This is a genomic window from Acidovorax sp. ST3 (assembly GCF_003231145.1).
Lineage (GTDB): Bacteria > Pseudomonadota > Gammaproteobacteria > Burkholderiales > Burkholderiaceae_C > Acidovorax.
Genome location: NZ_QKVP01000001.1, coordinates 864,639 through 890,886 on the forward strand (window position 1 = coordinate 864,639; position 26,248 = coordinate 890,886).

Sequence of the window (26,248 nt, forward strand, 5' to 3'; positions counted from 1 at the left end):
TGCAGGTTCCAGCAGCAAATCGGGTGGGAGGAGCACCGGGCGGGCTGACAGCAGACGGCACACCGCCCTGCCCGCGCACCCGGCGCAGCAAATCAAAAATGGAAATAAATGAAGGGGACGGAAGGTGGCGCTGGCACTGCGGGCCTGCCGCAGCGCTGGGCCTGCGTCAGACGCTACATCGCACGTCAGCGAAGTTGACCGGCGCAAACCGCGTGGCCTGGGCGGGTGATGGGCGCAGGGTTTCGGTCACCAGCACGTTCACCGCATCGTCCAGCCGGGCGGCAATGTCGGCCTGCACGTGGTAGGTACCCTCGGGCGTCAGCGTGACCTGGGCGTCGGTGGCGTAGATGCCCGGCAGGATGCTTTTGGCGCCCAGCGACTGCAGCACGGGCCGCAGCGCATAGTCCAGCGCCAGCATGTGGTGCGGGCTACCGCCCGTGGCCAAGGGCAGCACGGTCTTGCCCTTGAGGGCTGTCTGCGGCAGCAGGTCCAGAAAAACCTTGAGCACGCCGCTGTACGCCGCCTTGTAGACGGGCGTGGCCACCACCAGCACGCTGGCATCGGCCACCTGGTCGATGGCGCTGACCACCGTGGGGTGCCCAAAGTCGGCCAGCAGCAGCGCCTGGGGCGAGAGGTCGCGGATGTGGATGCGGTCCACCAGCGCACCGCGCACCGAGAGGCGCTGGGCAACGGCGTCGAGCAAGGCGGCAGAGCGGGAGCGCTCCGAGGGACTGCCGGCGATGAGCAAGGCGGACATGGTGTGGATTCCTTGAATACTATGGTTTTGATAGCTGTCAGCGCATGTTTGACTAGCGCTTGGGCTTGTTTTCATTCAAAAGGACGAGCAACGCCCCGCCCGGCCCGCTGGGGCCTGGCTTGTTGCACGGAGACGGGGCGCCATCCCCCCGCGCACGAAAGGCGGGTGGACTGGCTGGCTTACCTACTTGCGGGTGTAGATCTGGTCAAAGCTGGCGTTGTCCGCAAAGTGGTCCTTGGCCGCCTTGTCCCAGCCACCGAACGCGTCGTTGATGGTGAACAGGTTCAGCTTGGGGAACTGCTTGGCGTACTTGGCCTTGGCCTTTTCAGACACGGCGGGGCGGTAGAAATGCTTGCCCGCAATGTCCTGGCCTTCTTCGGTGTACAGGTACTGCAGGTAGGCCTCGGCCACAGCGCGGGTGCCCTTCTTGTCCACGTTCTTGTCCACCACCGACACGGCGGGCTCGGCCAGGATGGAGATCGAGGGGGCAATCACGTCAAACTTGGTGCCGAACTCTTTCTCCAGCAGGTAGGCCTCGTTCTCCCAGGCGATCAGCACGTCGCCCTGGTTGCGCTGCGCAAAGGTGATGGTGGAGCCCCGCGCGCCGGTGTCCAGCACGGGCACGTTGCCATACAGCTTGGCCACGAAGTCCTTGGCCTTGGCGTCACCGCCATATTTGCGCTTGGCGAATTCCCACGCGGCCAGGTAGTTCCAGCGCGCGCCGCCCGAGGTCTTGGGGTTGGGCGTGATCACCTTCACATCGGGACGCACCAGGTCGTCCCAGTCCTTGATGCCCTTGGGATTGCCCTGGCGCACCACCAGCACGATGGTGGAGGTGTAGGGCGAGCTGTTGTGCGGCAGGCGCTTTTGCCAGTCCTTGGGGATCCAGCCACCGTTGGTGTGCAGCGCATCGGTGTCGCCCGCCAGGGCCAGCGTGGCCACGTCGGCGTCCAGCCCGTCGATGATGGAGCGGGCCTGCTTGCCCGATCCGCCGTGGCTTTGCTTGATGGTCACGTCCTGGCCGGTCTTGGCCTTCCAGTGCTTGGCAAAGGCCTGGTTGAACTCCACATACAGTTCGCGCGTCGGGTCGTACGACACATTGAGCAGCGTCACCGACTGCGCAAACGACGGCAATGCCGTCAGGGCCAAACTGCCCACCAGGGCGGCGGCGAAGGGAAACTTGATAAAGTCGCGGCGAAAGTTCATGGAAGGGCCTCTTTTTAAGAATGTGTTGCGGTGCAAAACACCGATGGAACGCATTCTGGAAGGCCCTCTTCAAAACTGGAACTACTGAGATTTCAGTTCTTAATATCCAAATCATCTGAGCGAAGCCTTTTTTCGCTCGCCCCCACTGCAAGGAATCCCCATGGCACGCACCGTTCAATGCATCAAGCTCGGCAAGGAAGCCGAAGGCCTCGACTTTCCGCCCTACCCCGGCGAGTTGGGCAAGCGCATCTGGGAAAGCGTGAGCAAGGAAGCCTGGGCGGGCTGGCTCAAGCACCAGACCATGCTGGTCAATGAAAACCGGCTGAACCTGGCGGATGCGCGGGCCCGTCAGTACCTGGCACGCCAGATGGAAAACCACTTTTTTGGTGGCGGCGCAGACGCCGCAGCGGGCTACGTCCCGCCCAGCGCGTAAATAAAGAGCACCCCCCTGAGCGGCTACGCCGCTTCCCCCCGCTCTCGTAGCGTTGCACGCTACGGGCAGGGAGACGCAGCCCTCGCTGCGGGGCGGCCCTTGCTTGGCTGCCCTGGCCTGGGCCGCGCCAGTGACGCAGGTCAAGGGCGATGCAAGCGCCGCAAACCTCCAGTCCCCACCCCATGTCTGAGCCCATCGACTGGTTGCCCGACGGCACCCCCTACAGCCCCCGCTTCGGCGACCGCTACCACAGTGAAAACGGTGGCCTGGATCAGGCCCGCCGCGTGTTTCTGCACGGCTGCGGCCTGCCCGAGGCCTGGGCCGGGCAGCCGCAGTGGCGCATTCTGGAAACCGGTTTTGGCTTTGGCCTGAACTTCCTGGTGACCTGGGCCGCCTGGCGGGCCGACCCCGAGCGCCCCACGCTGCTGCACTTCGTATCGACCGAGGCCTGGCCCGTGAGTGCGGCCGACCTGCTGCGCGCCACCTCGGTTCACCCCGAGCTGGCGCCGCTGGCCGAAGCACTGCACCAGCAATGGTGGGGCCTACTGCCGGGCGTGCACCGGCTGCGCTTTGATGAAGGCCGGGTGCTGCTCACCCTGTACGTGGGCGACACCCAGGCCATGCTGCGCCAGCAGAACCTGACGGTGGACTCCGTCTACCTCGACGGCTTCAGCCCCCAGCGCAACCCCGAAAGCTGGGACCTGCACACCCTGAAGGCCGTGGCGCGCTGTTGCCGGCGCGGCACCCGCCTGGCCACCTGGACCATCGCCCGCGCTGTGCGTGATGCGCTGACGCAATGTGGCTTTGAAGTGACCCGCGTGCCCGGCGTGCCGCCCAAGCGCGACAACCTGCATGCCACCTTCAACCCGCACTGGGAGCCGCGCACGTCTCGCCAGTCCGCCGCCGCGCCGGAACCCTCACCGCCCGGCCCCTGCATCGTGATTGGTGGCGGCATTGCGGGGGCGGCCGCCGCTGCCAGCCTGGCCCGGCGCGGCTGGCAGGTCACGGTGCTGGACCAGGCCCCCGAGCCCGCCGCAGGCGCATCGGCCCTGCCCGCCGGAGTGTTCGCCCCCCATGTGTCGCCCGACGACAGCGTGCTATCGCGCCTGTCGCGCAGCGGCATCCGCACCACCCTGGAGCAGGCCCGCTGGCTGCTGAACGAGGGGGTGGACTGGGCGCATTGCGGCGTGCTGGAGCACCGAACCGACGGCAGCCCCGGTCTGTCGCCCGATTGGCCGCAAGGGCCGGGCGCCGCCTGGAGCGAGCCTGCGCCCCCCGCCGCCCTGGCCGCCGCCCAGTTGCCGCCTGACGCGACGGCCTGCTGGCACCACCAGGCGGGCTGGGTGCGCCCGGCGCGCCTGGCCAAGGCCTTGCTGGGTCAGCCCGGCATTCGATGGCGGGGGAGTTGGGCAGTGGCCCAGCTGCAGCGTGTGGAGATACCCGCCAATGCCCACAGCCCCGCCACCACCACCTGGCAGGCACTCGATGCCCAGGGCCAGGTGCTGAGCGAGGCCCCCACGGTGGTCATTGCTGCAGGCGCAGGCAGCCTGGCCCTGCTGAACCACCGCTGGCCCCTGCAGCCGGTGCGCGGGCAGGTGTCGTGGGGCCAACATGCCGACCCGGCAGCGCTCCTGCGGCCGTGGATTCCGTTCCCGGCCAACGGCAATGGCAACCTGGTGCCCCGGTTCCCGCTGGGCGATCAAGCCGATGGCGACCAAGGCTGGGTGATGGGCTCCACCTTTGAGCGCGATGTGCAGGCCCTGCCGCCCAGCGCCACCGACATCCACGCCGCCCACGCCACCAACTGGGCCAAGCTGCAGGGCCTGCTGCCCGGCATCGCCCCCCAGCTAAAACCCTTGTTCGCCCGGGCGCTGACCGGCCCCGCGCCACAACCCGCCCCCGGCGAGCCCCCCGCCCTGCGCACCTGGGCCGCCGTACGCTGCACCGCGCCCGACCGACTCCCCATCGTGGGCCCGGTGGATGCAGCCCGGCTGCCGGGCCTGTGGACCAGCACGGCCATGGGCGCGCGCGGACTGACGCTGGCGCTCTTGTGCGGGGAACTGCTCGCGGCCCGGCTGCAGGGCGAGCCGCTGCCGCTGGATGCGCGGCTGGCCAAGGCGCTGGGCGCCGAGCGGCTGCAGTAGCTACAGCGCGGCGGGTGGCTCCAGCATCCCCCTGCCAGCCCGCGCCAATCCTCACTTATAAACAAATCGACATATTGGCAGAGCAAAACAATAGTTTGCATCCATAAGAAGCCCCTCTACATTCGCCGCCATGCATGAATTGGCGTTTGTTTTTGCGGGCTTTGCCGTTGGGCTCATCGTGGGCCTGACCGGTGTGGGCGGCGGCTCGCTCATGACGCCGATCCTGATCTTCTTCTTCGGCATCAAACCCCACATGGCCGTGGGCACCGATTTGCTGTTTGCGGCCTTCACCAAGATGGGCGGCACCGTCAGCCTGGCTCGCCAGCGCCTGGTGCCCTGGAAAGTGGTGGGCCAGCTGTGCGCAGGCAGCATTCCAGCCGCCCTGCTGGCGCTGTGGGCGCTGCACACCCTGGGCCCGGCCAGCGCCACCGCCCAGCGCATCATGACCACCACGCTGGGTTTTGCCCTGCTGCTCACGGCCGCCGCCACGCTCTACAAGGCCATTGTTTTCTCTGCACAGCGCCAGGCCGCACAAAACGCCGCACGCAAAGAGCATACCGGCGACGCCACCCGCCCCCGCCACTGGAGCCTGCCCGTGCTGCTGGGCGCCGTCATCGGCACGCTGGTCACCTTCACCTCCGTGGGCGCGGGCGCCATCGGCGTCACGGTGCTGCTGCTGGTGTACCCCCTGCTGCCGCTGCCGCGCATCATTGGCGCCGACATTGCCTACGCAGTTCCGCTGACCCTGGTGGCAGGCCTCGGCCATGCCTCGCTGGGCTCGGTGGACTGGCCTTTGCTTGCACAATTGCTGGCTGGCTCGCTACCGGGCATCTGGCTGGGCTCGCGCCTGGTCACCCGCACGCCTGAGCGCCTTATCCGCTCTGCCCTTTCTCTGTTGCTCGCCTGGGCGGGCTTCAAACTGATTCTGATCTGAGTCTTCTCTATGTACCAATACACCGCTTTCGACACCGAGTTCGTCAAGCAACGCGCAGCGCAGTTCCGTGACCAGCTCAACCGCTGGCAGGCAGGCAAGCTGAGCGAAGACGACTTTCGCCCGCTGCGCCTGCAAAACGGCTGGTACGTACAACGCTACGCCCCGATGCTGCGCGTGGCCGTGCCCTATGGCGAAATCGCCAGCCGCCAGCTGCGCGTGCTGGCACAGATTGCCCGCGAATACGACGAGCCCGAAGCCGCCGTCTTCAAGGCCGCCATGGAAGGCCAGGGCAAGCTGGGCACCACGTTCCTGCCCAAGAACTGCGCCCACTTCACCACCCGCACCAACGTGCAGTTCAACTGGATTCCGCTGTCCAAAAGCGCCGACGTGATGGACCTGCTGGCCAGCGTCAACCTGCACGGCATCCAGACCAGCGGCAACTGCATCCGCAACACCACCACCGACGCGCTGGCAGGCATCGCCGTGGACGAGATCGTGGACCCCCGCCCCTATGCGGAGCTGATCCGCCAGTGGTCCACGCTGCACCCCGAGTTCGCGTTCTTGCCCCGCAAGTTCAAGATCGCCATCACCGGCGCCAAGGACGACCGCGCAGCCACCGGTTGGCACGACGTGGGCCTGCACCTGGTCAAGAACGATGCGGGTGAGATCGGCTTCAAGGTGTTTGTGGGCGGTGGCATGGGCCGCACGCCGGTGATTGGCACCGTGATCCGTGAGTTCCTGCCCTGGAACCAGATCATGAATTACATCGAGGCCATCGTGCGCGTGTACAACGAGCACGGCCGCCGCGACAACAAGTACAAGGCCCGTATCAAGATTCTGGTGAAATCTGAAGGCCAGCAGTACATCGACGATGTGGAAGCCGAATACCGCCAGATTCTGGAGATCGACGGTGGCCCCCACACCATCCCGCAGGCCGAGTTCGACCGCGTGGCCGCCTGCTTTGTGGCACCGAAGCTGGCTGACATTGCCGACGTGGCGCCAGAGACCCTGCAAGCCCAGCTGGACGCACAGGCCGCAGAACACGTGATGTTTGGCCGCTGGCTGCAGCGCAATGTGCACCCGCACCAGAACCCCCAGCTGCGCGCCGTGACGCTGTCGTTCAAGCGCCCCGGCCAGTCGCCCGGCGACGCCACCAGCGACCAGCTCATCGCCCTGGCCGACCTGGTGGACAAGTATTCCGCCGGTGAGGCCCGTGTGACGCACGACCAGAACGTGCTGCTGCCCTGGGTACACGCCAGCCGCCTGTTCGCGCTGTGGCAAGAAGCCAAGGCCCTGGGCTTGGCCAGCGCCAACGTGCAGTTGCTCACCGACATGATCGCTTGCCCCGGCGGCGACTTCTGCGCGCTGGCCAACGCCCGCTCGCTGCCGATTGCCGAGGCCATCACCCAGCGCTACCAGGACCTGGACGAGCTGGACGACATCGGCGAGATCGACCTGCACATCAGCGGCTGCATCAACAGCTGCGGCCACCACCACAGCGGCCACATCGGCATCCTGGGCGTCGATAAAGACGGCAAGGAGTGGTACCAGGTCACGCTGGGAGGCTCCGACGGCTCTGACCTTTCGGGCGCTGCCGTGGCCGGCAAGGTGATCGGCCCCTCGTTCTCGGCGGCCGAAGTGCCGGACGTGGTCGAGGCGGTGCTCAACACCTACCGCGACCTGCGCGAGAGCGGCGAGACCTTCCAGAACACCGTGCGCCGCACCGGCCTCGACCCCTTCAAGGAAGCCGCCAAGCAGGCACGCCACAAAGACGAAACCCTGGCCACGGCCTGAAGCCGCACTGCCCCTGATCCCGGAACGATGATGAACCTGAAACTTCTCGCATCCCACGAACACCAGCCCCCGGCAGAAGGCGACGCCCGCGCGGTGGCGCTGGCCAACGATGCCGACGCCATGGCCCTGCCGCTGGAAGGCGTGGAACGTGTGGATCTGCACTTCCCCAACTTCACCGACGGCCGCGCGTTCAGCCAGGCCTTCCTGCTGCGCCGCCGCCGTGGCTTCAAGGGCGAAATCCGCGCCACCGGCGATGTGCTGATCGACCAGCTGGTGCAGATGCAGCGCACGGGTTTTTCCAGCGCTGTGTTGCGCGAGGGCGTGGACGCTGCCGATGCGCAGCGCCAGTTTGAACGCTTCCCTGGCTTCTACCAGGGCGACGCAGTGAACCCCCAACCCCTGTTTGCCGCCAAGGCGGCCTGACAGGCGCACTGCCCACGCGCCCGCTGCACCAACACACGAGTCCCTCACCATGAGCCAAATCGATCTCGCACGCATCAACGCCGACCTGGGCCGCAACGCGCCCGCCCTGGTGGAATGGGCCCTGGGCCTGGGCAAGACCAGCATCGTCACCACCAACTTCCGCCCTTTTGAAGCCGTGATCCTGCACATGGTCACGCAGGTGAACCCTGACGTCCCCGTGGTGTGGATGGACAACGGCTACAACACCGAAGCCACCTACCGCTTTGCCGACGAGGTGACGAAGCAGCTGGGCCTGAACCTGAAGATTTACCTGCCCCTGCGTTCGCGCGCCCACCGTGAAGCCGTGGACGGCCCCACACCCGCGCTGGACGACCCGCGCCACGCTGCCTTCACCGAAGAGGTGAAGCTCGAACCCTTTGCCCGCGCCCTGCGCGAGACCGCACCGCAAGTCTGGTTCACCGCCCTGCGCGCCACTGACACCGCCGTGCGCGCCCAGATGGACCCGGTGAGCATCAACCCCGACGGACTCATCAAAGTGGCGCCGCTGCTGCACTGGTCGTCCAAAGACCTGCACGAATACTGCGTGAAGCACGGCCTGCCCAACAACTTCGACTACGTGGACCCGACCAAGGGCGAAGACAACCGCGAGTGCGGCCTGCATCTGGCCCACTGAACCCGGACACCCCCATGAACGCCCGCACCGACTCAGCGCTGCTTGAGAAAACCAACAACATGAGCTACCACCTCAACAACTCGCACCTCGACGCCCTGGAAGAAGAAACCATCTTCATCCTGCGCGAAGTCGCCGCCGCTTTCGAGCGCCCCGCCCTGCTGTTCTCGGGCGGCAAGGATTCCTTGGTCATGCTCAAGTGCGCCGAAAAAGCCTTTGGTGCGGGCCGCATTCCTTACCCGCTCTTGATGATCGACACGGGCCACAACTTCCCTGAAGTGACGGACTTCCGCGACTTCCGCGCGAAGGAACTGGGCGCCGAACTCATCGTGCGCAGCGTGGAGGATTCGATGGCGCGCGGCACCGTGCGCCTGGCCCACCCGGGCGAGTCGCGCAACGTGCACCAGTCCGTCACGCTGCTCGAAGCGATTGAGGAATTCCGCTTTGATGCCCTCATCGGCGGCGCCCGCCGCGACGAGGAAAAGGCCCGCGCCAAGGAGCGCATCTTCAGCCACCGCGACAGCTTCGGCCAATGGCAGCCCAAGGCCCAGCGCCCAGAACTGTGGACGCTGTTCAACACCCGCCTGCAACCCGGCGAGCACTTCCGCGTGTTCCCCATCAGCAACTGGACCGAGCTGGACGTGTGGCAGTACATCGACCGCGAGCAGATCGGCCTGCCCAGCATCTACTACACGCACAAGCGCCAGGTGGTGGACAAGAAGGGCCTGTTGATGCCCGTGACCGAACTGACCCCCGCGCGCGAAGGCGAGGTGGTGGAGACGCGCGACGTGCGCTTCCGCACCGTGGGCGACATCACCTGCACCGCACCGGTGGAGAGCACCGCCGCCACCCCGGCCGAGATCGTCATCGAGACCCTGGCCGCCGACGTGAGCGAGCGCGGCGCCACGCGCATGGACGACAAGACATCGGATGCTTCGATGGAGAAGCGCAAGAAGGACGGGTATTTCTGATGACCGCTATCAATTCAATAGCTGCCGGCGCAAATAACACTAGCGCCACCAGCCAAAACGACCATATCTCCGCCCTCAAGTTCATCACTTGTGGTTCCGTCGATGACGGCAAGAGCACGCTGATTGGCCGCCTGCTGGTGGACAGCAAGGCCGTGCTGCAAGACCACCTGGCCGGCGTTCAGCGCCAGGGTGAGACCGACCTGGCCCTGCTGACCGACGGCCTTTCCGCCGAGCGCGAGCAAGGCATCACCATCGACGTGGCCTACCGCTACTTCGCCACCGAAGAGCGCAAGTTCATCATTGGCGATGCACCCGGCCACGAGCAGTACACCCGCAACATGGTGACGGCCGCCAGCAGCGCCGACGCCGCCGTGGTGCTGGTCGATGCCACCAAGCTCGACTGGAAGAACCCCGGCCTGGCCCTGCTGCCGCAGACCCGCCGCCACAGCCTGCTGGTGCACCTGCTGCGCGTGCATTCGCTGGTGTTTGCCGTGAACAAGCTCGACGCGGTAGAAGACCCCGCGCTGGCCTGGAAGCACATCCAAGGCGCCCTGGATGCCTTTGCGAAGGCCGCTGACATTACCGTGCGTGCCACGGTGCCAGTGTCCGCCCTCAAGGGCTGGAACGTGGTCGATGCCCATGCCGGCTGGTGCGGCTACACCGGCCCCACGCTGCTGCAAGTGCTGGAAGAGTTGCCCAACACCGCCGCCGACACAGCGCTGGCACCGGCCTTCCCGGTGCAGTGGGTCGAGAAGTTCTCGTCCTCGTCCGACACCAGCCAGGGCCGCCGCGTGTTCTGGGGCCGTGTGGCTGCGGGCACCTTCGCGCCCGGCACGGCCGTGCAGATCTTCCCCAGCGGCCAGCTGGCCACCGTGGCCCAGGTGCTGGACCACGCCCGCCGCCCCAAGGACGTGCCCGCAGGCACCAGCGCCGGCATCATCCTGGACCGCGAGGTGGACGTATCGCGCGGCGACTGGATTCTGGCCGCGCCCACGGCTGCTGCAACGCCGGCTGCCGACGATGACTTTGGCGACACACTCGCCGCCACCCCGGCCTGGCCCGCCAGCCGCGAGCTGCGCACCACCATCGCCTGGATGGACGACGAACCCCTGGTCGCGGGCCGCGTGTACTGGGCGCTGCATGGCCACCGCTGGGTCAAGGCCAAGGTCAAGGCCGTGGTGCACAAGCTCAACATCAACACGCTGGCCGAAGAAGCCGCCACGCAGCTCGACCCCAACGCCATCGGCCATGTGGAACTGCTGCTGCAAGAGGCGATTCCCGCTGCGCCGTTCACCCAGGCCCGCGTGCTCGGATCGCTGATCCTGGTGGACACCGCCAGCCACAAAACTGCGGGCGCCGTGCTGGTCAACTGATGGGCCACTGACCCAGATCAGACTCCGCACGCCCGAGACACCCCTTCGCAGCAAGGGGCCCTGTAACCAAAGGTCGGTGAAAGCTTCTAAAATCGAGGGTTTTCACCGACCCACACAACTCCTGTCATGACCCACGTCGTTTCCGAAAACTGCATCAAGTGCAAGTACACCGATTGTGTGGACGTGTGCCCCGTGGACTGCTTCCGCGAAGGCCCGAACATGCTCGTCATCGATCCTGATGAGTGCATCGATTGCGCCGTCTGCATCCCCGAGTGCCCGGCCAACGCCATCTTTGCCGAAGAAGACCTGCCGGCCGACCAGATCGCCTTCATCAAGCTCAACGCCGACCTGGCCTTTGCCGACGGCTGGAAGAGCATCACCAAGCGCAAGCCTGCACTGCCCGACGCCGACGAGTGGAACGGCAAGCCGGGCAAGGTCAACGAACTGATCAAGTAACCTGCCGCGCGCCCCACTGGTGACCGAGACTTTGCAAGCGCCCACCGTGGTGGAGACCGATGCCGTTGTCATCGGCGCAGGTCCCGTGGGCCTGTTCCAGGTCTTCCAGCTGGGCCTGCAAGGCATCACCGCCCACCTGATCGACGCCCTGCCCCATGCGGGCGGCCAGTGCGTCGAGCTGTACGGCGACAAACCCATCTACGACATCCCGGGCATCCCAGTGTGCACCGGGCGTGAGCTGGCCGGCCTGCTGCTTCAGCAGATCGCGCCGTTCAAGACCCAGTGGCACCTGAACGCGCTGGTGTCCGCCCTCACCGTACAAGCGGACGGGCGCCTGCTGGTCGAAACCTCGCAAGGCGCACAACTGCTGGCCCGCAGCGTGTTCATTGCCGCAGGCGTGGGCGCCTTTGTGCCGCGCACCCTCAAGGTGGACGGCATCGAGCGGTTTGTCGGCACCCAGGTCCACTACCAAAGCCTGCCCGCGACGGTGGATGTGACCGGGCGCCACGTGGTCGTGCACGGCGGCGACGAGCCCGCCGTGGCCCGCGCCGTGGAACTGGCCGAACAAGGCCAGGCCGCCCGCGTGAGCCTGCTGCACCGCCGCGACGTCTTCCAGGCGCCTGAAGCCTTGCTGCAACGCCTGCAGCAATTGCGCGACGCAGGTCGCATCCATGTCGAGGCCGCGCAGATCACCGGCATCGACACTGCGGGTGACCGCCTCACTGCATTGCAAGTCGTAGATGCGGACGGCAGCACCCGCGCCCTGGCGCTGGACCTGCTGGTGGCGGTACTGGGCATTTCGCCCCGCCTCGGCCCCATCGCCGACTGGGGCATCGCCATGGACCGCAAACAATTGGTCGTGGACACCGAAGCCTTCCGCACCAGCGTGCCCGGCATCTACGCCGTTGGCGACATCAACACCTACCCCGGCAAACGCAAGCTCATCCTGTGTGGCTTCCACGAGGCCACGCTGGCCGCCTTTGGCGCGGCCGAGGCGCTCAAGGGCGACAAGGTGGCGCTGCAATACACCACCACCAGCCCGCGCCTGCACCAGTTGCTGGGCGTGGCCCCGGCCACCGCTGCCTGACTGGGCGCGCGACGGCCGCACACCACTACAATCCGCAGCGCGCTGCTTTAGCAAGCGCTACCGCTAGGGGTGTCGATGTGGGCCCGCCCGCCTCGACTGAGAGAGTCCCTTTGAACCTGATTGAGATCATCCTCGCGCAGGGAAGCAAGTCCGACACGGCACGGCTCTGAAGAAGTCAGGGCGCACCGGCGGGCCGCCCCTGCTCTGTATCTGCTTACGGAGCCATTCCATGTCCTCATCGCCCGCCACGCACGCCGCCAACGAAGCGCTGGCCCCTGTCTCATCCGACCGCCGCGTTTTCCAGTGGCATGACCACGCCTCGCTCTGGTTCAGCCTGGGTGTGGGCCTGCTGGTCATGCAGGTGGGTGCTTATCTGATGCCTGCGCTGGGTACCAAAGAGGCCCTGATCGCCATCGTGGCCGGTTCCATCGTGGGTGCGGGCCTGCTGGGCTGGGTGGCCAAGCTGGGCTGCGACAGCGGCCTGGCCAGTGCGGGGCTGATGCACGCGGTGTATGGCCGCACGTTTGCCAGCCTGCCCATCATCCTGAACATCGTGCAGCTGGTGGGCTGGGGCACGTTCGAGCTGGTGGTGATGCGCGATGCCACCGTGGCCATCGGCCAGCAGTCGGGCGCCATGGCGGGAGCCCACTGGCCCGTACTGGCCACGCTGCTGTGGGGCGGCGTGGTGATGCTGCTGATCAGCGGATCGATGGTGCAGCTGGTGCGCAAGCTGATTGCACGCATTGCGCTGCCGCTGGTGGTGTTGTCGCTGCTGTGGCTGTCGTGGCAGTTTTTGTCGCTGGCACAAACGCAAGGCTTTGAAGCGCTGTGGACGCGCAAGGGCGACGGCGGCATGGGCGTGCTGCCCGCGCTCGACCTGGTGATCGCCATGCCCATCTCGTGGCTACCACTGGTGGCGGACTATGCCCGCCATGGCAAAAACGGCGGCTCCGCATTGCGCGGCACGTGGCTGGGCTATGCGCTAGCCAACATCTGGTGCTACAGCCTGGGTGTGCTGGTGGCGCTGACCTTGCCCAGCCAGGACCTGGTGCAGGCGCTGCTGCTGGCCCAAGGCGGGCTGATTGCGCTGTCGCTGATCCTGATCGACGAGGTGGACAACGCCTATGGCGATGCGTATTCAGGCGCCGTGTCGGCCCATAGCCTGCTGCCGCGCTGGGGTGTGCGCGCCTGGGGCCTGCTGGTGGCCGCGCTGTGCACCGGGCTGGCACTGGTGCTGCCCATGCACAGCCTGGAACCGTTTCTGCTGCTGCTCAGCTCGGTGTTTGTGCCGCTGTTTGGCGTGATCCTCGGACGCCTGGCCTTTGGCACCGATGCGCCCGCCCTGCTGGCGACAGCGCGCAAGGTGAATGTGGCGCCTGTAGCCATTTGGCTGGCCGGCATCGCGGTGTACCACCTGGCGCCCAAGGTGCTGCCTGACGCGGGCTCTGCGCTGCCCGCGCTGGCGTTCAGCTTTGTGCTGGCATGGGCGACAAGGCCCAAGGCACGCTGAGTCGCCGCCAAAGCACTATCAAAAGAGGAGCACTCAGCGCATTGTTGACTAGCGCTTGCGCCTCAAAACACCTAGTAAAACGCTCTATGGCGCCTGAAACACCCGCTGTGCCACCGGCGCGTAGCCGTGGTTGAGGGGGCCGTGGCCCCGGCCGGTGGTGACATTCGCTCCGGCAGCAATAGCCCCCAGGATGTAGGCCCGTGCCTGCTCCACGGCCTGCTCCAGCGGTAGGCCCAGCGCCAAGTGGGCTGCAATCGCAGACGACAGGGTGCATCCCGTGCCATGCCCGTTGTGGGTGGCAATGCGTTGTGACTGCAACCGGTGGCCGTGTCCTGATTCGTGTTCTCCACCCTGTACGGCCAGCACATCCACCACCCAGTCGCCCGGCAAGTGCCCGCCTTTGAGCAATGCGGCGCGGGCGCCCAGCCGCAGCAGGTCTTGCGCGGCCAGCTCCAGCGCCTCCACGCCTTCGATACGGCGCCCCAGCAGCCAACCGGCCTCGTCCAGGTTGGGCGTGACCACCTCGGCCAGCGGAAACAGCTCTCGGACCAGCACGGCCACCGTCTCCTGCGCAATCAGCCGGTCGCCACTGGTGGCCACCATCACCGGGTCCAGCACCACGTGCGGCAGCTGGTAGGTCCGAATGGCGTCTGCCACCACATGCACCACGTCGGGCGAGTGCAGCATGCCGATCTTGACGGCGTCCACGCCAATGTCCTGCACCACCGCATCGATCTGGGCCTTGAGCATCTCGGGCGGAATGCCGTGGATGCCCGTCACCCCGCAGGTGTTCTGGGCCGTGATGGCGGTGATGGCCGTCATGCCGTAGCAGCCCAGCGCACTGAAGGTCTTGAGGTCGGCCTGGATGCCTGCGCCCCCGCCGCTGTCGGACCCTGCGATGGACAGCACGCGTGCGTAGCGGTGGCCCGTCGAGGGCAAGGAGGTCGTCGGTGAAATCATGGCAAAAATTATGGCCTATGCGCCACGTCAAAACGGGGCACATGGGGGATGTGCTGTAATTCATTTTCCGGACGAAACAGGGGTGTCCTGCCATCAAGATGCTGTTCTTGGGCGTGCGACTGAGAAATACCCTGGGGCCTGTACAGAACCCTGTGCACTGCGACCGCAGCAGGAGCCCCGCTACCCGATCCAGGTCATGCTGGCGTGGGGAGTTTCCATCAACGGTGACCCCGTTTTGTCCATGGCCGCTTGCCACACCACGGACACACTGACGGATCTATGTCACTTCAACCTTCTTCCTTTGCCATCCTGGGCGCAGGCCTGATGGGCCGTCTGCTGGCCGTGGAGCTGGCGCGCCAGGGGCATCGCGTGGACATCTATGACGCGGGCGGCACCGCCGCCGAGAACTCGGCGGCTACGGTGGCTGCGGCCATGCTGGCCCCGCTGGCAGAGTCCGCGATCACCGAACCCGGCGTGGTCCGCATGGGCCATCACGCGCTGAACCGCTGGCCCGAGCTGCTGGCAGCCCTGTCAGAACCCGTTTTTTTTCAGCAGGCTGGCACGCTGATCGTGTGGCACCGCCAGGACGTGGCCGAAGCCCAGCGCTTCACCCGCCAGCTGGAAAACAACCAGCGCAGCCTGCCCGAGCTGCCCGCCCTGCAAAAGCTCGACAGCGGCGCCCTGGAGCAGGTGGAGCCTGCCCTTGCGCACCGCTTCAACCAGGGCCTGTACCTGCCCGGCGAGGGCCAGCTGGACAACCGCCAGTTGCTGGCCGCCCTGGTGGTGGAAATGGAGCGCCTGGGAGTGCGGGCGCACTGGCACACGCCCCAGTCGCCCGATGCTTTCACGCCCGGCGCACCCGGACAGCCCGACCGAGTGCTGGACTGCCGGGGCCTGGGCGCCAAGGGCGAGTGGAGCGCGCTGCGCGGCGTGCGCGGTGAAGTGGCGCGCATCCACGCACCCGACGTGACGCTGCAGCGCCCCACCCGACTGGTGCACCCCCGCTACCCCATTTACATCGCGCCCAAGGAAGACCATCTGTTCGTCATCGGCGCGACCGAGATCGAGTCCGACGACCGCTCCCCTGCGAGCGTGCGCTCCACCCTGGAGCTGCTGAGCGCCGCCTACGCCGTGCACCCCGGCTTTGGCGAAGGGCGGATTCTGGAACTGGCCACGCAGTGCCGCCCCACGCTGCCCGATAACCTGCCCGCCATCCGCCAGACCCGCCGGGGCGTGCTGGAGATCAACGGCCTGTACCGCCACGGCTTCATGATCTCGCCCGCCATGCTGGACGTGACCCTGGAGGTGCTGAACACGGGACAATCGACCCTGTCCGAACGTTTTGACCTCCGGCTGGAACTGGAGCCCACCGCACCCGCCCCGACCGGCGTTGCCGCCCCCGCATTTGCATGAACATCTCGATCAACCAAGTCCCGCACGAACTGCCCGAAGGCGCCACCGTGGCCGATGCTGTGGCCGCCATCGAAGCGCGCCCCCCGTTTGCCGTGGCCGTGAACACCACCTTTGTGCCCAACACCCGCTACGCCGCCCATGCGTTGCAGTCTGGCGACCGGGTGGAGATCATCTCGCCGGTCACCGGCGGCTGAGGTAACAGGAACTCAATCAAAATGGCTGCTAGTGCATACAAAGCATGCGCCAACAGCTATCAAAATCATAGTAATCCAATGACCACTCCGACGCCCCAAGACCCGCTGGTGCTGTACGGCCAGACGTTCGCCAGCCGCCTGCTGCTGGGCACCTCGCGCTACCCCTCGCCCGCCGTGCTCGAAGCCGCCGTGCTGCGCGCCCGGCCCGCCATGGTCACGGCCTCGCTGCGCCGCCAGGGCAGCAACCCGGCCGAGAGCGGCAGCAGCTTCTGGGAGCTGCTGCGCAAGCTCAACGTGCCCGTGCTGCCCAACACCGCCGGCTGCCACAGCGCGCAAGAGGCCATCACCACCGCACAGATGGCACGGGAAGTGTTCAACACCCCGTGGATTAAGCTGGAGCTGATCGGCGACGACTACACCCTGCAGCCCGACACGCTGAATCTGGTGGGCGTGGCCGAGCACCTCATCAAGGAAGGCTTTCAGGTGCTGCCCTACTGCACCGAAGACCTGGTGCTGTGCCAGCGCCTGGTGGACGTGGGCTGCCAGGCTGTGATGCCTTGGGCCGCCCCCATTGGCACCGGGCGCGGCCCGGTCAACCCCTACGCGCTGCAGACACTGCGCGAACGCCTGAACGTGCCCATGCTGGTCGATGCCGGGCTGGGCCTGCCCTCGCACGCCTGCCAAGTCATGGAATGGGGCTATGACGGTGTGCTGCTGAACACCGCCGTCGCCCTGGCGCAGGACCCCGTGGCCATGGCCGGTGCGTTTGCCGATGCCGTCAGTGCCGGGCGCGCAGCCCGCTTGGCCGGTGCCATGGCCGCCCAAGATGCCGCCCAGCCCAGCACCCCCGTGCTAGGCACCCCTTTCTGGCACCACGCCCATGCATGACACCACCGCCCTGGCGCACGCCATCCTGAGCCACCACGCGGCCACCTTTGCAGGGTTTGCGCCCGAGCCCGTGCCCACACCCACGTCGCAGGACCCTGTCTACGTGGCCGCGCTGCAGGCCTGCAGCCAACTGGGTTTCATTGCCCACGACGCCGAATGCCTGGCCCGCGCCTGGCAGGCGCGCGCACTGCGTACCGGCAGCGCACAGCCCGAGCAGTGGCCCGACGAACCCCAGGACTTTGGCCTGCAGGGACTTCCGCGCGTCCAGCAGTTTGGCGCGTGCCCCGAGCGCCTGGGCCTGTATGCCGTGCTGCCCGACGCCCAGTGGGTGGGCCGCATGGCACGCGCCGGGGTGCCCACAGTGCAGTTGCGCTTCAAGTCGGACGACGCCCGCGCCATCCGGGCCGAAGTCCAGGCCGCCGTCGAGGCAGTGCAAGGCACGGGCGCACTGTTGTTCATCAACGACCACTGGCGGGATGCGATCGATGCGGGCGCCTACGGCATCCATCTTGGCCAGGAAGACCTGGACGCACTCACTGCCGACGAGTTGCAGACGCTCCACCGCTCCGGCCTGCGCCTGGGCGTGAGCACCCATGGGTATGCCGAAATGGTGCGTGCCGACGCTGTTGGGCCCAGCTACATCGCGATGGGTGCCGTGTTCCCCACGACCCTCAAAAAAATGGCCACCGCACCCCAGGGCGTGGGCAGGCTGGGGGTGTATGCGCGGCTGATGCGGCACTACCCGCAAGTGGCGATTGGCGGGATCAGCGCCGAGCAGTTCCCCACGGTGCTGGCCACTGGCGTGGGTTCCGTAGCGGTGGTGCGGGCCTTGGTCAATGCACCGGACCCTGAAGCCTCAGCCGCAGCGCTGCTGGCGCTGATGCGGTGATGGCTGAATAGCTCCAGCGCAGCGGCCGGAGCTGCAGCAATTGCCGCGCCGCTTGACCGCCGCCGGGGCGGTCGATGGAACAGCGACTCGCTATTTGCGGTCAGGCTTTTTCATCTGCTCCAGCTCAAGGCGGAGCTCCATGAGATCGTTCTCCATGCCAAAGCCGACCGGCTGGCCTGCGGGTGGCGGCGACGTTACGGGCACCGGAGGCAGATCGCTCAGCGTAAGGTGGGGAGGATCCGACAGATCCAGATCCAGTGGAATGCCCCGCGAGTCCTCGCCCACAGACGCTTCGGGCTTGGAGAGAGCAACCGGAGCGGGCGCAGGTGCCGGCTCCTGCTGGGCCTTCATCGCAAATTCGAACTCCAGGCTGGCGGCCAGCGAATCGAGCGGCAAGTCGTCGTGCAGCGCCGCCACAGCGGGGGCAGGACCTGCTGGAGCGACCAGCGTTTCGGACCGGGGAGGTGCCAGCGGAGTCGTCCGCTTGCGGGGTGGCGGCGCACCCCGTGCACTGGCAGGCGTGGTCTGCGCCACCGCCAAGAGCAGCAGCAGATCGTCATAGGCCGCCAGATCAAACGGTTCCACCGCTTCGGCGCCCGAACGACGGAACAAGAATTTCTCCAGCAAGCCCAGCACCGCAGGCGTTGTCCACTCGGCCTCGATCTCGGCCAACGCGTCGGTGTAGTGGTACAGCATGCGGCCTGTGCGGTGAAAGCCCGCAAACTCCGGCACCTGTGCGTTGAAGAACTGCATGAACTGGGTGCGCAACTGCGCAAACTCGTCCACACGGCTGAGGGTGTGATACAGCCGCAACAGCTCCAGGTAAGCCAGCGGCGAGGTCTCGCGGTGCTCGGCGATGTGGTGCTTCAGCACCTCGATGGCCTGTTGGTGCTCGCCCACAGAGACAAAGAATTCGGCCTGCTGCTGAATGTCAAACAGCTCTTCAGGGTTGACGATGTGGGCTGCCACGGAGGGCGCCGGGGACGGGGCAGCAGCCTTGGCCTGCAACGGGGCAGGCGCACTGGCCGCAGGGCTGGTTGCCACAAAGCGTGGCTCCACCGCCACCGGGGCGGCTTTACCCAGGGGGCTTGCACCGGACTCGGGGCCGGCTGCGACAGCGTGGGGCTGGGTTTCTGACGGCAGCCAAGTGTCGCCAGGATGGGGCGTAAGGCCCAGTGCCTCGTCATGGGCCGATGCGGCCTCGGCGCGCGCGCCCAGGGCCACCGAATCGCGCCACGACCGCACCGCCTTGTCCGACGCGCTGCGCATCCGCGACCACATCCATGCCACACCCAGCAGCGCCAGGGCCAAGAGGCCTCCGAGGGCATACACCACCGTTGCAGGGAACCGCTCCTGCTCCATCAGCTCCAGCTGCTGCTGCAACTGACCGGCCGTGGCGCGGTCCTTGGCGGCCTGTGCACGCAGCGCGGCTGTATCTGTTTCCAGGGCCTTGAGCCGTTCGCTGTCCTTTTGCAGATCTTCGGGCGCGGTATTCAGCGACTTCCACAACGCAGCGGCCTGGGCCCGCAGGGCCGACATCTCCTCGGACGGCGCGGTGGGAAGTTGCCCGGTGGAGCGCAGTGCCACCGGGCTGTCCAGCCAGGTGTCCAGTGGCTCCACCACCAGACGAGAACGCGCAGCCGGTGCAGCACCTGCCGCTGATTTGCCGGGAGCCGCCGCGCCTACGCGCGCTGAAGGCCGTGGGGCGGTTGCAGCCCCTGGCGCGCTGCGGTCTGCAGACTGCGGACGCACGGCCCTTGCCGGTGCCGCCGCTTTGTCGCTGGGCCGGGTGGCCTGGGCCATGCCGGTTGCTGCTGCAGATGCGGCAGAACTGCCCCCCCCCACGGCAGGAGAACTCTGTGACTCCGCGCCTGTGCGGGTGGCGGCGGAGGGAAGCCGCGTCACATCCACGGGCGACGCGGAAGCAGATCGGGTCACAGTGGTCGGCAGGTCCGAGAGGAAGGTGTAGCTGCGCGTGGTCTTGCCATTGCACCCTGCAGACAGGGTGACGGTCAGCACAGGCTCATCCAGCGATACCGAGGCCAACACGCGAACGCCCGACGGACGCCCACGCACCTCGGGCAAAGGGATCACGCGCACTTTGCTGTCGCTAATGGCGTTGTCGCCAGCCACCAGCTTGGCCGTAACGCAGGACGACGCAACATCGGTGCCAGGGTCGGGCTGCAACTCGAACGAGAGATCGACCGGGGAGCCCAACACCACCGTACCACTACCATTGCCCAGGGACAGCGCGGAAGCGCCGGCTGCAAGCGCCCACAATCCCGGCCCAAAAATGGTGTTACGGATTTTCACAATCAATTCTGTTTTTCGGTCTGAAGGATTCTTGCACATAAGTCCCAGATAAGGCCAGAGCCATAATGCCGCTATGAAAATTCAGTTTCCCAACATCGCCATCGTGGGCACCGGCGCCATGGGCCGGGGTATCGCGCAAATTGCTGCCCAAGCCGGCAGCCAGGTTTTTCTGCTGGACGCCAACCCCGGGGCCGCCGATGCCGCCCGGGCCGCTTTGCAGGAACAATGGAACAAACTGGTCGCCAAAGGCCGGATCGAGGCAGACCAAGCCACCGCGCTGACTGCACGGCTGCACCCCGTCAAAACGGTGGCCGAGCTGGAGGCCTGCGACCTGGTGGTGGAGGCCATCGTGGAGCGGCTGGATGCCAAACAGGCCCTTTTCGTTGAACTGGAGGGGGTGGTGCGCGCCGATGCGGTGCTGGCGACCAACACATCCTCCCTGTCCGTGACGGCGATCGGCGCAGCCCTCAAGCGTCCGGAACGCCTGGCGGGGTTCCACTTCTTCAACCCCGTTCCGCTGATGAAGGTGGTGGAGGTCATTGCGGGCCTCAAGACCGATCCTTCCATCTGCACGGCGCTGGCCGCCTATGCCAAGGCCATGGGCCACACCCCGGTGCAGGCACAAGACACCCCGGGCTTTATCGTGAACCACGCCGGGCGCGGCTTTGGCACGGAGGCCCTGCGCATCGTGAGCGAAGGCGTGGCCGACTTCGCCACCATCGATCGTATCCTGCGCGACCAGGTCGGCTTCAAGCTCGGGCCCTTCGAATTGATGGACCTGACGGCGCTGGACGTGTCGCATCCGGTCATGGAGTCGATCTACCGCCAGTATTACGACGAACCCCGTTTCCGCCCCAGCGTGATCACTGCCCAGCGCCTGGCAGGAGGCGTGGTGGGCAAGAAGGTGGGCGAAGGCTTCTACCGCTACGTGGACGGCGTGGCCCAGGTGCCCGCCGAGGCACCCGTCCCCGTCGTCAACGACATTCTCCCGGTCTGGGTGTCCCCGCGCGCTGCGCGCCGGGCCGAGCTGTACCATTTGCTCAAGGACCTGGGTGCCACCATCGAAACCGGTCAATCGCCCTCCCCCCAGGCCATCACGCTGGTGGCCCCGCTGGGCTTTGACGTGACCACCGTGGCGGTGGTGGAGCGTCTGGACCCGGCCCGCACCATCGGCATCGACATGCTGATCGATGACGCCGCCACCAAGCGCCGCGTGCTGGCCACCAACCCCGCCACACGCGTCGACATCCGCAACGCGGCGCATGCGCTGTTTGCACGCGATGGCAAAGCCGTTAGCGTGATCCGTGACAGCGGCGGTTTTGTTACGCAGCGCGTGGTGGCCACCATCGTCAATATCGCCAGCGACATCTGCCAGCAAGGCATCTGCACCCCCAAGGACCTGGAGACCGCCGTGACCCTGGGTCTGGGGTACCCGCTGGGCCCGCTGGCCATGGGCGACCGCTGGGGCCCCACCAACATCCTGGAGGTGCTGTTCAACATGCAGACCGTGTACGGCGACACGCGCTACCGCCCCAGCCCCTGGCTGCGCCGGCGCGGGGCCATCGGCCTGAGCCTGAGCCACGTCGAAGAAGCCTGATCGCCCAGCACCACGGCCATTCCACCGAAGACCGCCATGCCCGCAGAACTCCAGAGCACCAGCCAGGGGCAGATCCTGATCCTGACCCTCCGCAACCCCGAGCGGCGCAACGCCATCGACCCGGTGATGTACGCCGCCGGCGTGGAAGCATTGGGTGTGGCCGAGAGCAGCCCTGACGTCCGCAGCGTGGTCATCACCGGCTCGGACGGCATGTTCTGTTCGGGCGGCAACCTGCAGCGGCTGCTGGCCAATCGGCAACAGCCGCCCGAGGTGCAGGCGCAGAGCATCGAAGGTCTGCACAACTGGATCGAGACCATCCGCACCTACCCCAAGCCGGTGATTGCGGCCGTGGAAGGTGCTGCGGCCGGGGCCGGGTTTTCGCTCGCGTTGGCCTGCGACTTCATCGTCGCGGCGCGCAATGCCGTGTTTGTGATGGCCTACAGCAATGTGGCCCTGTCGCCCGACGGCGGCGCCAGCTGGAGCCTGGCCCAGTCGCTGCCGCGCCAGCTGGCCACCGAAATCCTCATGTGTGGCGACCGCATCGGCGCAGAGCGCCTGCACGCAATGGGCCTGGTCAACCGCGTTGCCGAAGCGGGCAGCGCACTCGACGCGGCCCTCGCGCTGGCCGAGCAGCTCAACGCCCGTGCGCCGAACGCATTGGCCAGCATCAAGGAACTGCTGAACGAAGCCCCCCAGGCCCAGCTCACGCATCACCTGGGCCAGGAGCGCGACCACTTTGTGAAGAACTTGCACCACACCAATGGCGGCGCAGGCATCTCTGCGTTCCTGGAAAAGCGCGTCCCCCGCTACGAATAGCGTTTAGCCTCAAACGCCTCGGCATTTCCACCGGCACAGGCACATCACCCCCCCGGCACGCTGCACCCCAGCGCCGGGGGTTTTTTGTTGCCCCCTCACGTATTTGCGACCTCGCAGTGACTCGCCAACGCGCCCTTACGCGCAGACACGCAGGTGACAACCCTGACGCATTGCACAGGTCCCTGACGCGACAATGGGCCTGTTTCTAGTCACCCAAAAGACAGGCCATGGACGACCCGATTCTTACTATCGAAGAACGTGAAGCGATCAACTCCGGTCGCTGGTTTTCATCACTCTCACCTTCGCTACGCCACGACATCCTCCGATGTGCATACGTCAAACGCTTCAAGGACGGCGGCCTCATTGCCGCACGCGGAGATCCACCCGAGGAGTGGATTGCCTGCGCGCGCGGTGCGGTGCGGGTGAGCTCCACCTCCATCTCGGGCAAGCAGATCACGCTGACGTATGTGGAGCCGGGCATCTGGTTTGGCGACGTGGCGATCTTCGACGGGGACCGGCGCACACACGACGCCTACGCGCATGGCGACACCACGATCCTGTGCGTGGCCAAGGCCGACTTCCGCAAGATTTTGGCCGTACACACCGAGCTGTACGAAGCCATGCTGCGCCTGCATGCGCGTCGCATTCGCCAGCTGTTCGGGCTGGTGGAAGACCTCAACACATTGCCCCTGCGCTCACGCCTGGCCAAGCAGCTGGTGCACCTGGTGCGCAGCTATGGGGTGCCCAGCCTGTCGGACGGCAGCGAGATGCGCATCAGCCTGCAATTGGCGCAAGAAGAGCTGGCCCAACTGCTGGGCGCATCACGCCAACGCGTGAACCAGGAGCTCAAGGCCATGGAACGCGAAGACGCGATCCGCATCGAGCCGGGCGGCCTGGTGGTGCGTGACCGCGAAGCCCTCATGCGCATCGCAGAAGCCGACAACTGAGCCACCAACCCCATCACTGACTGCACGACCTTTAATCCGCCTCCATGAGCAACTTTGACCATTTCGTCGGCACCCGCCCTGTTTCCGATCAGCACGCCTTTGACATCGAAGCGCTGACCGCATGGCTCTCCAAGAACATGGAGGGCTTTGCGGGCCCGCTGACGGTGCAGATGTTCAAGGGCGGGCAGTCCAACCCCACCTACAAGCTCATCACACCCGGCGCCAGCTACGTCATGCGCGCCAAGCCCGGGCCCGTGGCCAAGCTGCTGCCGTCCGCCCACGCCATCGAGCGCGAGTTTGCGGTGATGAGCGGCCTGTACGGCACCGACGTACCCGTGCCCCGCATGTTTGTGCTGTGCGAGGACGAGTCGGTGATCGGGCGTGCCTTCTACGTGATGGAGTGCATGCAAGGCCGCGTGCTGTGGGACCAATCCCTGCCGGGCATGACGCCTGCTGAACGCGGTGACATCTACAACGAGATGAACCGGGTGATCGCAGCGCTGCACACCGTGAAGTTTGCGGACCGTGGCTTGGCCAATTACGGCAAGCCAGGCAATTACTTTGACCGCCAGATCGGGCGCTGGAGCAAGCAGTACGTGGCCTCCATCACGCAACCCATCGAAGAGATGGACCGCCTGATGGAATGGCTGCCCGCCAACATGCCCGCCAGCGCGCGGGATGAGAGCCACGTATCCATCGTGCACGGCGACTTTCGTCTGGACAACCTGATGTTCCACCCCACCGAGCCCCGCGTGATTGCCGTGCTCGACTGGGAACTGTCCACGCTGGGCCACCCCCTGGCGGACTTCAGCTACCACTGCATGAGCTGGCACATCCCCGCATCGCTCGGGCGTGGCATTGCGGGGCTGGACCTGAGCGCGCTGGGAATTCCCGACGAAGACACCTACATCCGCCGCTACTGCGAGCGCACCGGCATCGCCACGCCCGAAGCCTTGCGCGCGGACTGGAACTTCTACCTCGCCTACAACATGTTCCGCATCGCCGCGATTCTGCAGGGCATTGCCAAGCGGGTAGAGGCCGGCACAGCCTCCAGCGCCCAGGCCAAGGCCTCGGGCGACACCGCACGGCCCATGGCCCAGCTGGCCTGGTCGTTTGCCCAGCGCGGCTGAACACACGACACAACCTCAGCGCCGCCCCACGATTACCAACGGAGAAGAAACCCATGGACTTTGACTACTCGCCCAAAACCAAGGAACTGCAGGCCAAGCTGCTCCAGTTCATGGATGACCACATCTATCCGAACGAGTCCGCCTACAAGGATGAACTGGCCGCCAACACCGCCGCAGGCAAGCGCTGGAGTGCGTTGAACACCATCGAAAACCTCAAGCCCAAGGCCCAGGCCGCCGGGTTGTGGAACCTGTTCCTGCCCGTCGACAGCGCTGCAGCCTCGGGCTATTCGGGTGCGGGTCTCACCAACCAGGAATACGCACCGCTGGCTGAAATCATGGGCCGCGTGCCATGGGCCAGCGAGGTGTTCAACTGCTCCGCCCCCGACACCGGCAACATGGAAACCATTGCCCGCTACGGTGACGAAGCCAACAAGGCCCGCTGGCTCAAGCCACTGCTCGAAGGCAAGATCCGCTCGGCCTTTGCCATGACCGAGCCCGATGTGGCATCGAGCGACGCCACCAACATCGAAACGCGCATCGAGCGCCAGGGCGACGAGTACGTGATCAACGGCCGCAAGTGGTGGATCTCCGGCGCTGCCGACCCGCGCTGCGCCGTGTTCATCACCATGGGCAAGACTGATCCCGACGCACCCCGCCACTCGCAGCAGAGCATGGTGCTGGTGCCCGCTGACACCCCCGGCATCAAGATCATCCGCCCGCTGAACGTGCTGGGCTACGACGACGCGCCGCACGGCCACGTCGAGATGACTTTTGAGAACGTGCGTGTGCCCGTCTCCAACATCCTGCTGGGCGAAGGCCGTGGCTTCGAGATCGCCCAAGGCCGCCTGGGCCCCGGACGCATCCACCACTGCATGCGCCTGATCGGCCTGGCCGAGCGTGCTTTGGAGCTGATGTGCAAGCGCGCGTCCTCGCGCGTGGCCTTCGGCAAGACCGTGGCGCAGCAGACGGTGACGCAAGAGCGCATTGCCGAAGCCCGCTGCAAGATCGACATGGCCCGCCTACTCACCCTGAAGGCCGCCTGGCTGATGGACGTGGCCGGCAACAAGGTCGCCAAGACAGAGATCGCCATGATCAAGGTGGTGGCCCCCAGCATGGCCTGCCAGGTCATCGACTGGGCCATGCAGGTGCACGGCGGTGGCGGCATGTCTGACGACTTCCCGCTCGCCTATGCCTACGCCGGTGCGCGCACCCTGCGCTTTGCCGACGGCCCGGACGAAGTGCACCGCAACGCCATTGCGAAGTGGGAGCTGGGCAAGTACGGCACCTACGGCCGCGACGCCGCCGTGCCGGTCACACGCGGTAGCTGACGCTCCACAGCACAG

24 protein-coding genes and 1 riboswitch are annotated in these 26,248 nt (G+C 66.3%); of the genes, 20 read left to right on the forward strand and 4 right to left on the reverse strand.

Features of this window, described 5'->3' with window-relative positions; all coding sequences use genetic code 11:
* Positions 1 to 166: 166 nt before the first annotated feature.
* Both ssuE and DNK89_RS03855 read right to left on the reverse strand, forming a co-directional pair.
* Positions 167 to 757, reverse strand: a complete 591-nt coding sequence (gene ssuE, locus DNK89_RS03850; RefSeq protein WP_060984826.1) for an NADPH-dependent FMN reductase — start codon at positions 755 to 757, stop codon at positions 167 to 169.
* A 183-nt stretch (positions 758 to 940) separates the two neighbouring features.
* Positions 941 to 1,963 carry a sulfate ABC transporter substrate-binding protein gene (locus DNK89_RS03855; RefSeq protein WP_110958963.1) on the reverse strand — a complete coding sequence of 341 codons (1,023 nt, stop codon included), beginning with the start codon at positions 1,961 to 1,963 and terminating at the stop codon, positions 941 to 943.
* Positions 1,964 to 2,123: 160 nt separating this feature from the next.
* Here DNK89_RS03855 and DNK89_RS03860 point away from each other — a divergent pair, with 160 nt between their 5' ends.
* The 11 genes from DNK89_RS03860 to DNK89_RS03910 all read left to right on the forward strand — a co-directional run bounded on the left by DNK89_RS03860 (position 2,124) and on the right by DNK89_RS03910 (position 13,758).
* Complete coding sequence (locus DNK89_RS03860; protein WP_010461281.1) at positions 2,124 to 2,396, forward strand: oxidative damage protection protein; 273 nt, start codon at positions 2,124 to 2,126, stop codon at positions 2,394 to 2,396.
* A gap of 182 nt (positions 2,397 to 2,578) precedes the next feature.
* Entirely contained in the window at positions 2,579 to 4,540 is a 1,962-nt protein-coding gene (mnmC, locus tag DNK89_RS03865; protein ID WP_110958964.1) for an FAD-dependent 5-carboxymethylaminomethyl-2-thiouridine(34) oxidoreductase MnmC, read from the forward strand.
* 130 nt (positions 4,541 to 4,670) lie between these two features.
* Entirely contained in the window at positions 4,671 to 5,474 is an 804-nt protein-coding gene (locus DNK89_RS03870; RefSeq protein ID WP_110958965.1) for a sulfite exporter TauE/SafE family protein, read from the forward strand.
* 9 nt (positions 5,475 to 5,483) lie between these two features.
* Positions 5,484 to 7,268, forward strand: a complete 1,785-nt coding sequence (locus tag DNK89_RS03875) for a nitrite/sulfite reductase (RefSeq protein ID WP_110958966.1) — start codon at positions 5,484 to 5,486, stop codon at positions 7,266 to 7,268.
* Between the two features lie 36 nt (positions 7,269 to 7,304).
* A complete protein-coding gene (locus DNK89_RS03880) occupies positions 7,305 to 7,691 on the forward strand; it encodes a DUF934 domain-containing protein (protein WP_110959190.1) in 387 nt (128 codons plus the stop codon).
* A 49-nt stretch (positions 7,692 to 7,740) separates the two neighbouring features.
* Positions 7,741 to 8,364, forward strand: coding sequence for a phosphoadenosine phosphosulfate reductase family protein (locus DNK89_RS03885; protein WP_110958967.1), 624 nt, complete (start codon positions 7,741 to 7,743; stop codon positions 8,362 to 8,364).
* Between the two features lie 14 nt (positions 8,365 to 8,378).
* The gene (gene cysD, locus DNK89_RS03890) at positions 8,379 to 9,332 is read left to right on the forward strand and encodes a sulfate adenylyltransferase subunit CysD (protein ID WP_110958968.1); all 954 of its coding nucleotides are present in this window, start codon (positions 8,379 to 8,381) and stop codon (positions 9,330 to 9,332) included.
* Entirely contained in the window at positions 9,332 to 10,705 is a 1,374-nt protein-coding gene (locus tag DNK89_RS03895) for a sulfate adenylyltransferase subunit 1 (RefSeq protein WP_110958969.1), read from the forward strand. Before cysD ends, DNK89_RS03895 begins: the two co-directional genes overlap by 1 nt.
* A 126-nt stretch (positions 10,706 to 10,831) precedes the next feature.
* The gene (gene fdxA, locus DNK89_RS03900; RefSeq protein WP_008904181.1) at positions 10,832 to 11,161 is read left to right on the forward strand and encodes a ferredoxin FdxA; all 330 of its coding nucleotides are present in this window, start codon (positions 10,832 to 10,834) and stop codon (positions 11,159 to 11,161) included.
* 46 nt (positions 11,162 to 11,207) lie between these two features.
* Positions 11,208 to 12,248: an NAD(P)/FAD-dependent oxidoreductase gene (locus DNK89_RS03905; RefSeq protein WP_110959191.1), complete on the forward strand. Its 1,041-nt coding sequence runs from the start codon at positions 11,208 to 11,210 to the stop codon at positions 12,246 to 12,248.
* Positions 12,249 to 12,303: 55 nt separating this feature from the next.
* A riboswitch (TPP riboswitch) is annotated at positions 12,304 to 12,408 on the forward strand.
* Between the two features lie 69 nt (positions 12,409 to 12,477).
* Positions 12,478 to 13,758, forward strand: coding sequence for a cytosine permease (locus DNK89_RS03910; RefSeq protein ID WP_110958970.1), 1,281 nt, complete (start codon positions 12,478 to 12,480; stop codon positions 13,756 to 13,758).
* Positions 13,759 to 13,842: 84 nt separating this feature from the next.
* Here the strand turns inward: DNK89_RS03910 and thiD are convergent, their stop codons facing one another.
* Positions 13,843 to 14,718: a bifunctional hydroxymethylpyrimidine kinase/phosphomethylpyrimidine kinase gene (gene thiD, locus DNK89_RS03915; protein ID WP_110958971.1), complete on the reverse strand. Its 876-nt coding sequence runs from the start codon at positions 14,716 to 14,718 to the stop codon at positions 13,843 to 13,845.
* A gap of 279 nt (positions 14,719 to 14,997) precedes the next feature.
* Here thiD and thiO point away from each other — a divergent pair, with 279 nt between their 5' ends.
* The 4 genes from thiO (at position 14,998) to DNK89_RS03935 (ending at position 18,102) form a co-directional block, all read left to right on the forward strand.
* Positions 14,998 to 16,131: a glycine oxidase ThiO gene (gene thiO / locus DNK89_RS03920; RefSeq protein WP_110958972.1), complete on the forward strand. Its 1,134-nt coding sequence runs from the start codon at positions 14,998 to 15,000 to the stop codon at positions 16,129 to 16,131.
* Positions 16,128 to 16,325: a sulfur carrier protein ThiS gene (gene thiS / locus DNK89_RS03925; protein ID WP_110958973.1), complete on the forward strand. Its 198-nt coding sequence runs from the start codon at positions 16,128 to 16,130 to the stop codon at positions 16,323 to 16,325. The genes thiO and thiS overlap by 4 nt, the downstream gene beginning before the upstream one ends.
* A gap of 78 nt (positions 16,326 to 16,403) precedes the next feature.
* Positions 16,404 to 17,213 (forward strand): thiazole synthase, encoded by an 810-nt coding sequence (locus DNK89_RS03930; protein WP_015013752.1) that lies wholly within the window; start codon positions 16,404 to 16,406, stop codon positions 17,211 to 17,213.
* Complete coding sequence (locus tag DNK89_RS03935; protein WP_110958974.1) at positions 17,206 to 18,102, forward strand: thiamine phosphate synthase; 897 nt, start codon at positions 17,206 to 17,208, stop codon at positions 18,100 to 18,102. Before DNK89_RS03930 ends, DNK89_RS03935 begins: the two co-directional genes overlap by 8 nt.
* Before the next feature lie 90 nt (positions 18,103 to 18,192).
* On the opposite strand, the gene DNK89_RS03940 is transcribed toward DNK89_RS03935, so the two are convergent.
* A complete protein-coding gene (locus DNK89_RS03940; protein ID WP_370220861.1) occupies positions 18,193 to 20,322 on the reverse strand; it encodes a hypothetical protein in 2,130 nt (709 codons plus the stop codon).
* 166 nt (positions 20,323 to 20,488) lie between these two features.
* Here DNK89_RS03940 and DNK89_RS03945 point away from each other — a divergent pair, with 166 nt between their 5' ends.
* The 5 genes from DNK89_RS03945 to DNK89_RS03965 all read left to right on the forward strand — a co-directional run bounded on the left by DNK89_RS03945 (position 20,489) and on the right by DNK89_RS03965 (position 26,233).
* Entirely contained in the window at positions 20,489 to 22,012 is a 1,524-nt protein-coding gene (locus tag DNK89_RS03945) for a 3-hydroxyacyl-CoA dehydrogenase (RefSeq protein ID WP_110958975.1), read from the forward strand.
* Positions 22,013 to 22,048: 36 nt separating this feature from the next.
* Positions 22,049 to 22,828, forward strand: coding sequence for an oxepin-CoA hydrolase, alternative type (locus tag DNK89_RS03950; RefSeq protein ID WP_110958976.1), 780 nt, complete (start codon positions 22,049 to 22,051; stop codon positions 22,826 to 22,828).
* A gap of 227 nt (positions 22,829 to 23,055) precedes the next feature.
* Positions 23,056 to 23,775 carry a Crp/Fnr family transcriptional regulator gene (locus DNK89_RS03955; RefSeq protein ID WP_015013747.1) on the forward strand — a complete coding sequence of 240 codons (720 nt, stop codon included), beginning with the start codon at positions 23,056 to 23,058 and terminating at the stop codon, positions 23,773 to 23,775.
* A 44-nt stretch (positions 23,776 to 23,819) separates the two neighbouring features.
* Positions 23,820 to 24,905, forward strand: a complete 1,086-nt coding sequence (locus DNK89_RS03960; RefSeq protein WP_110958977.1) for a phosphotransferase — start codon at positions 23,820 to 23,822, stop codon at positions 24,903 to 24,905.
* 53 nt (positions 24,906 to 24,958) lie between these two features.
* Entirely contained in the window at positions 24,959 to 26,233 is a 1,275-nt protein-coding gene (locus tag DNK89_RS03965) for an acyl-CoA dehydrogenase family protein (protein WP_015013745.1), read from the forward strand.
* Positions 26,234 to 26,248: the final 15 nt, after the last annotated feature.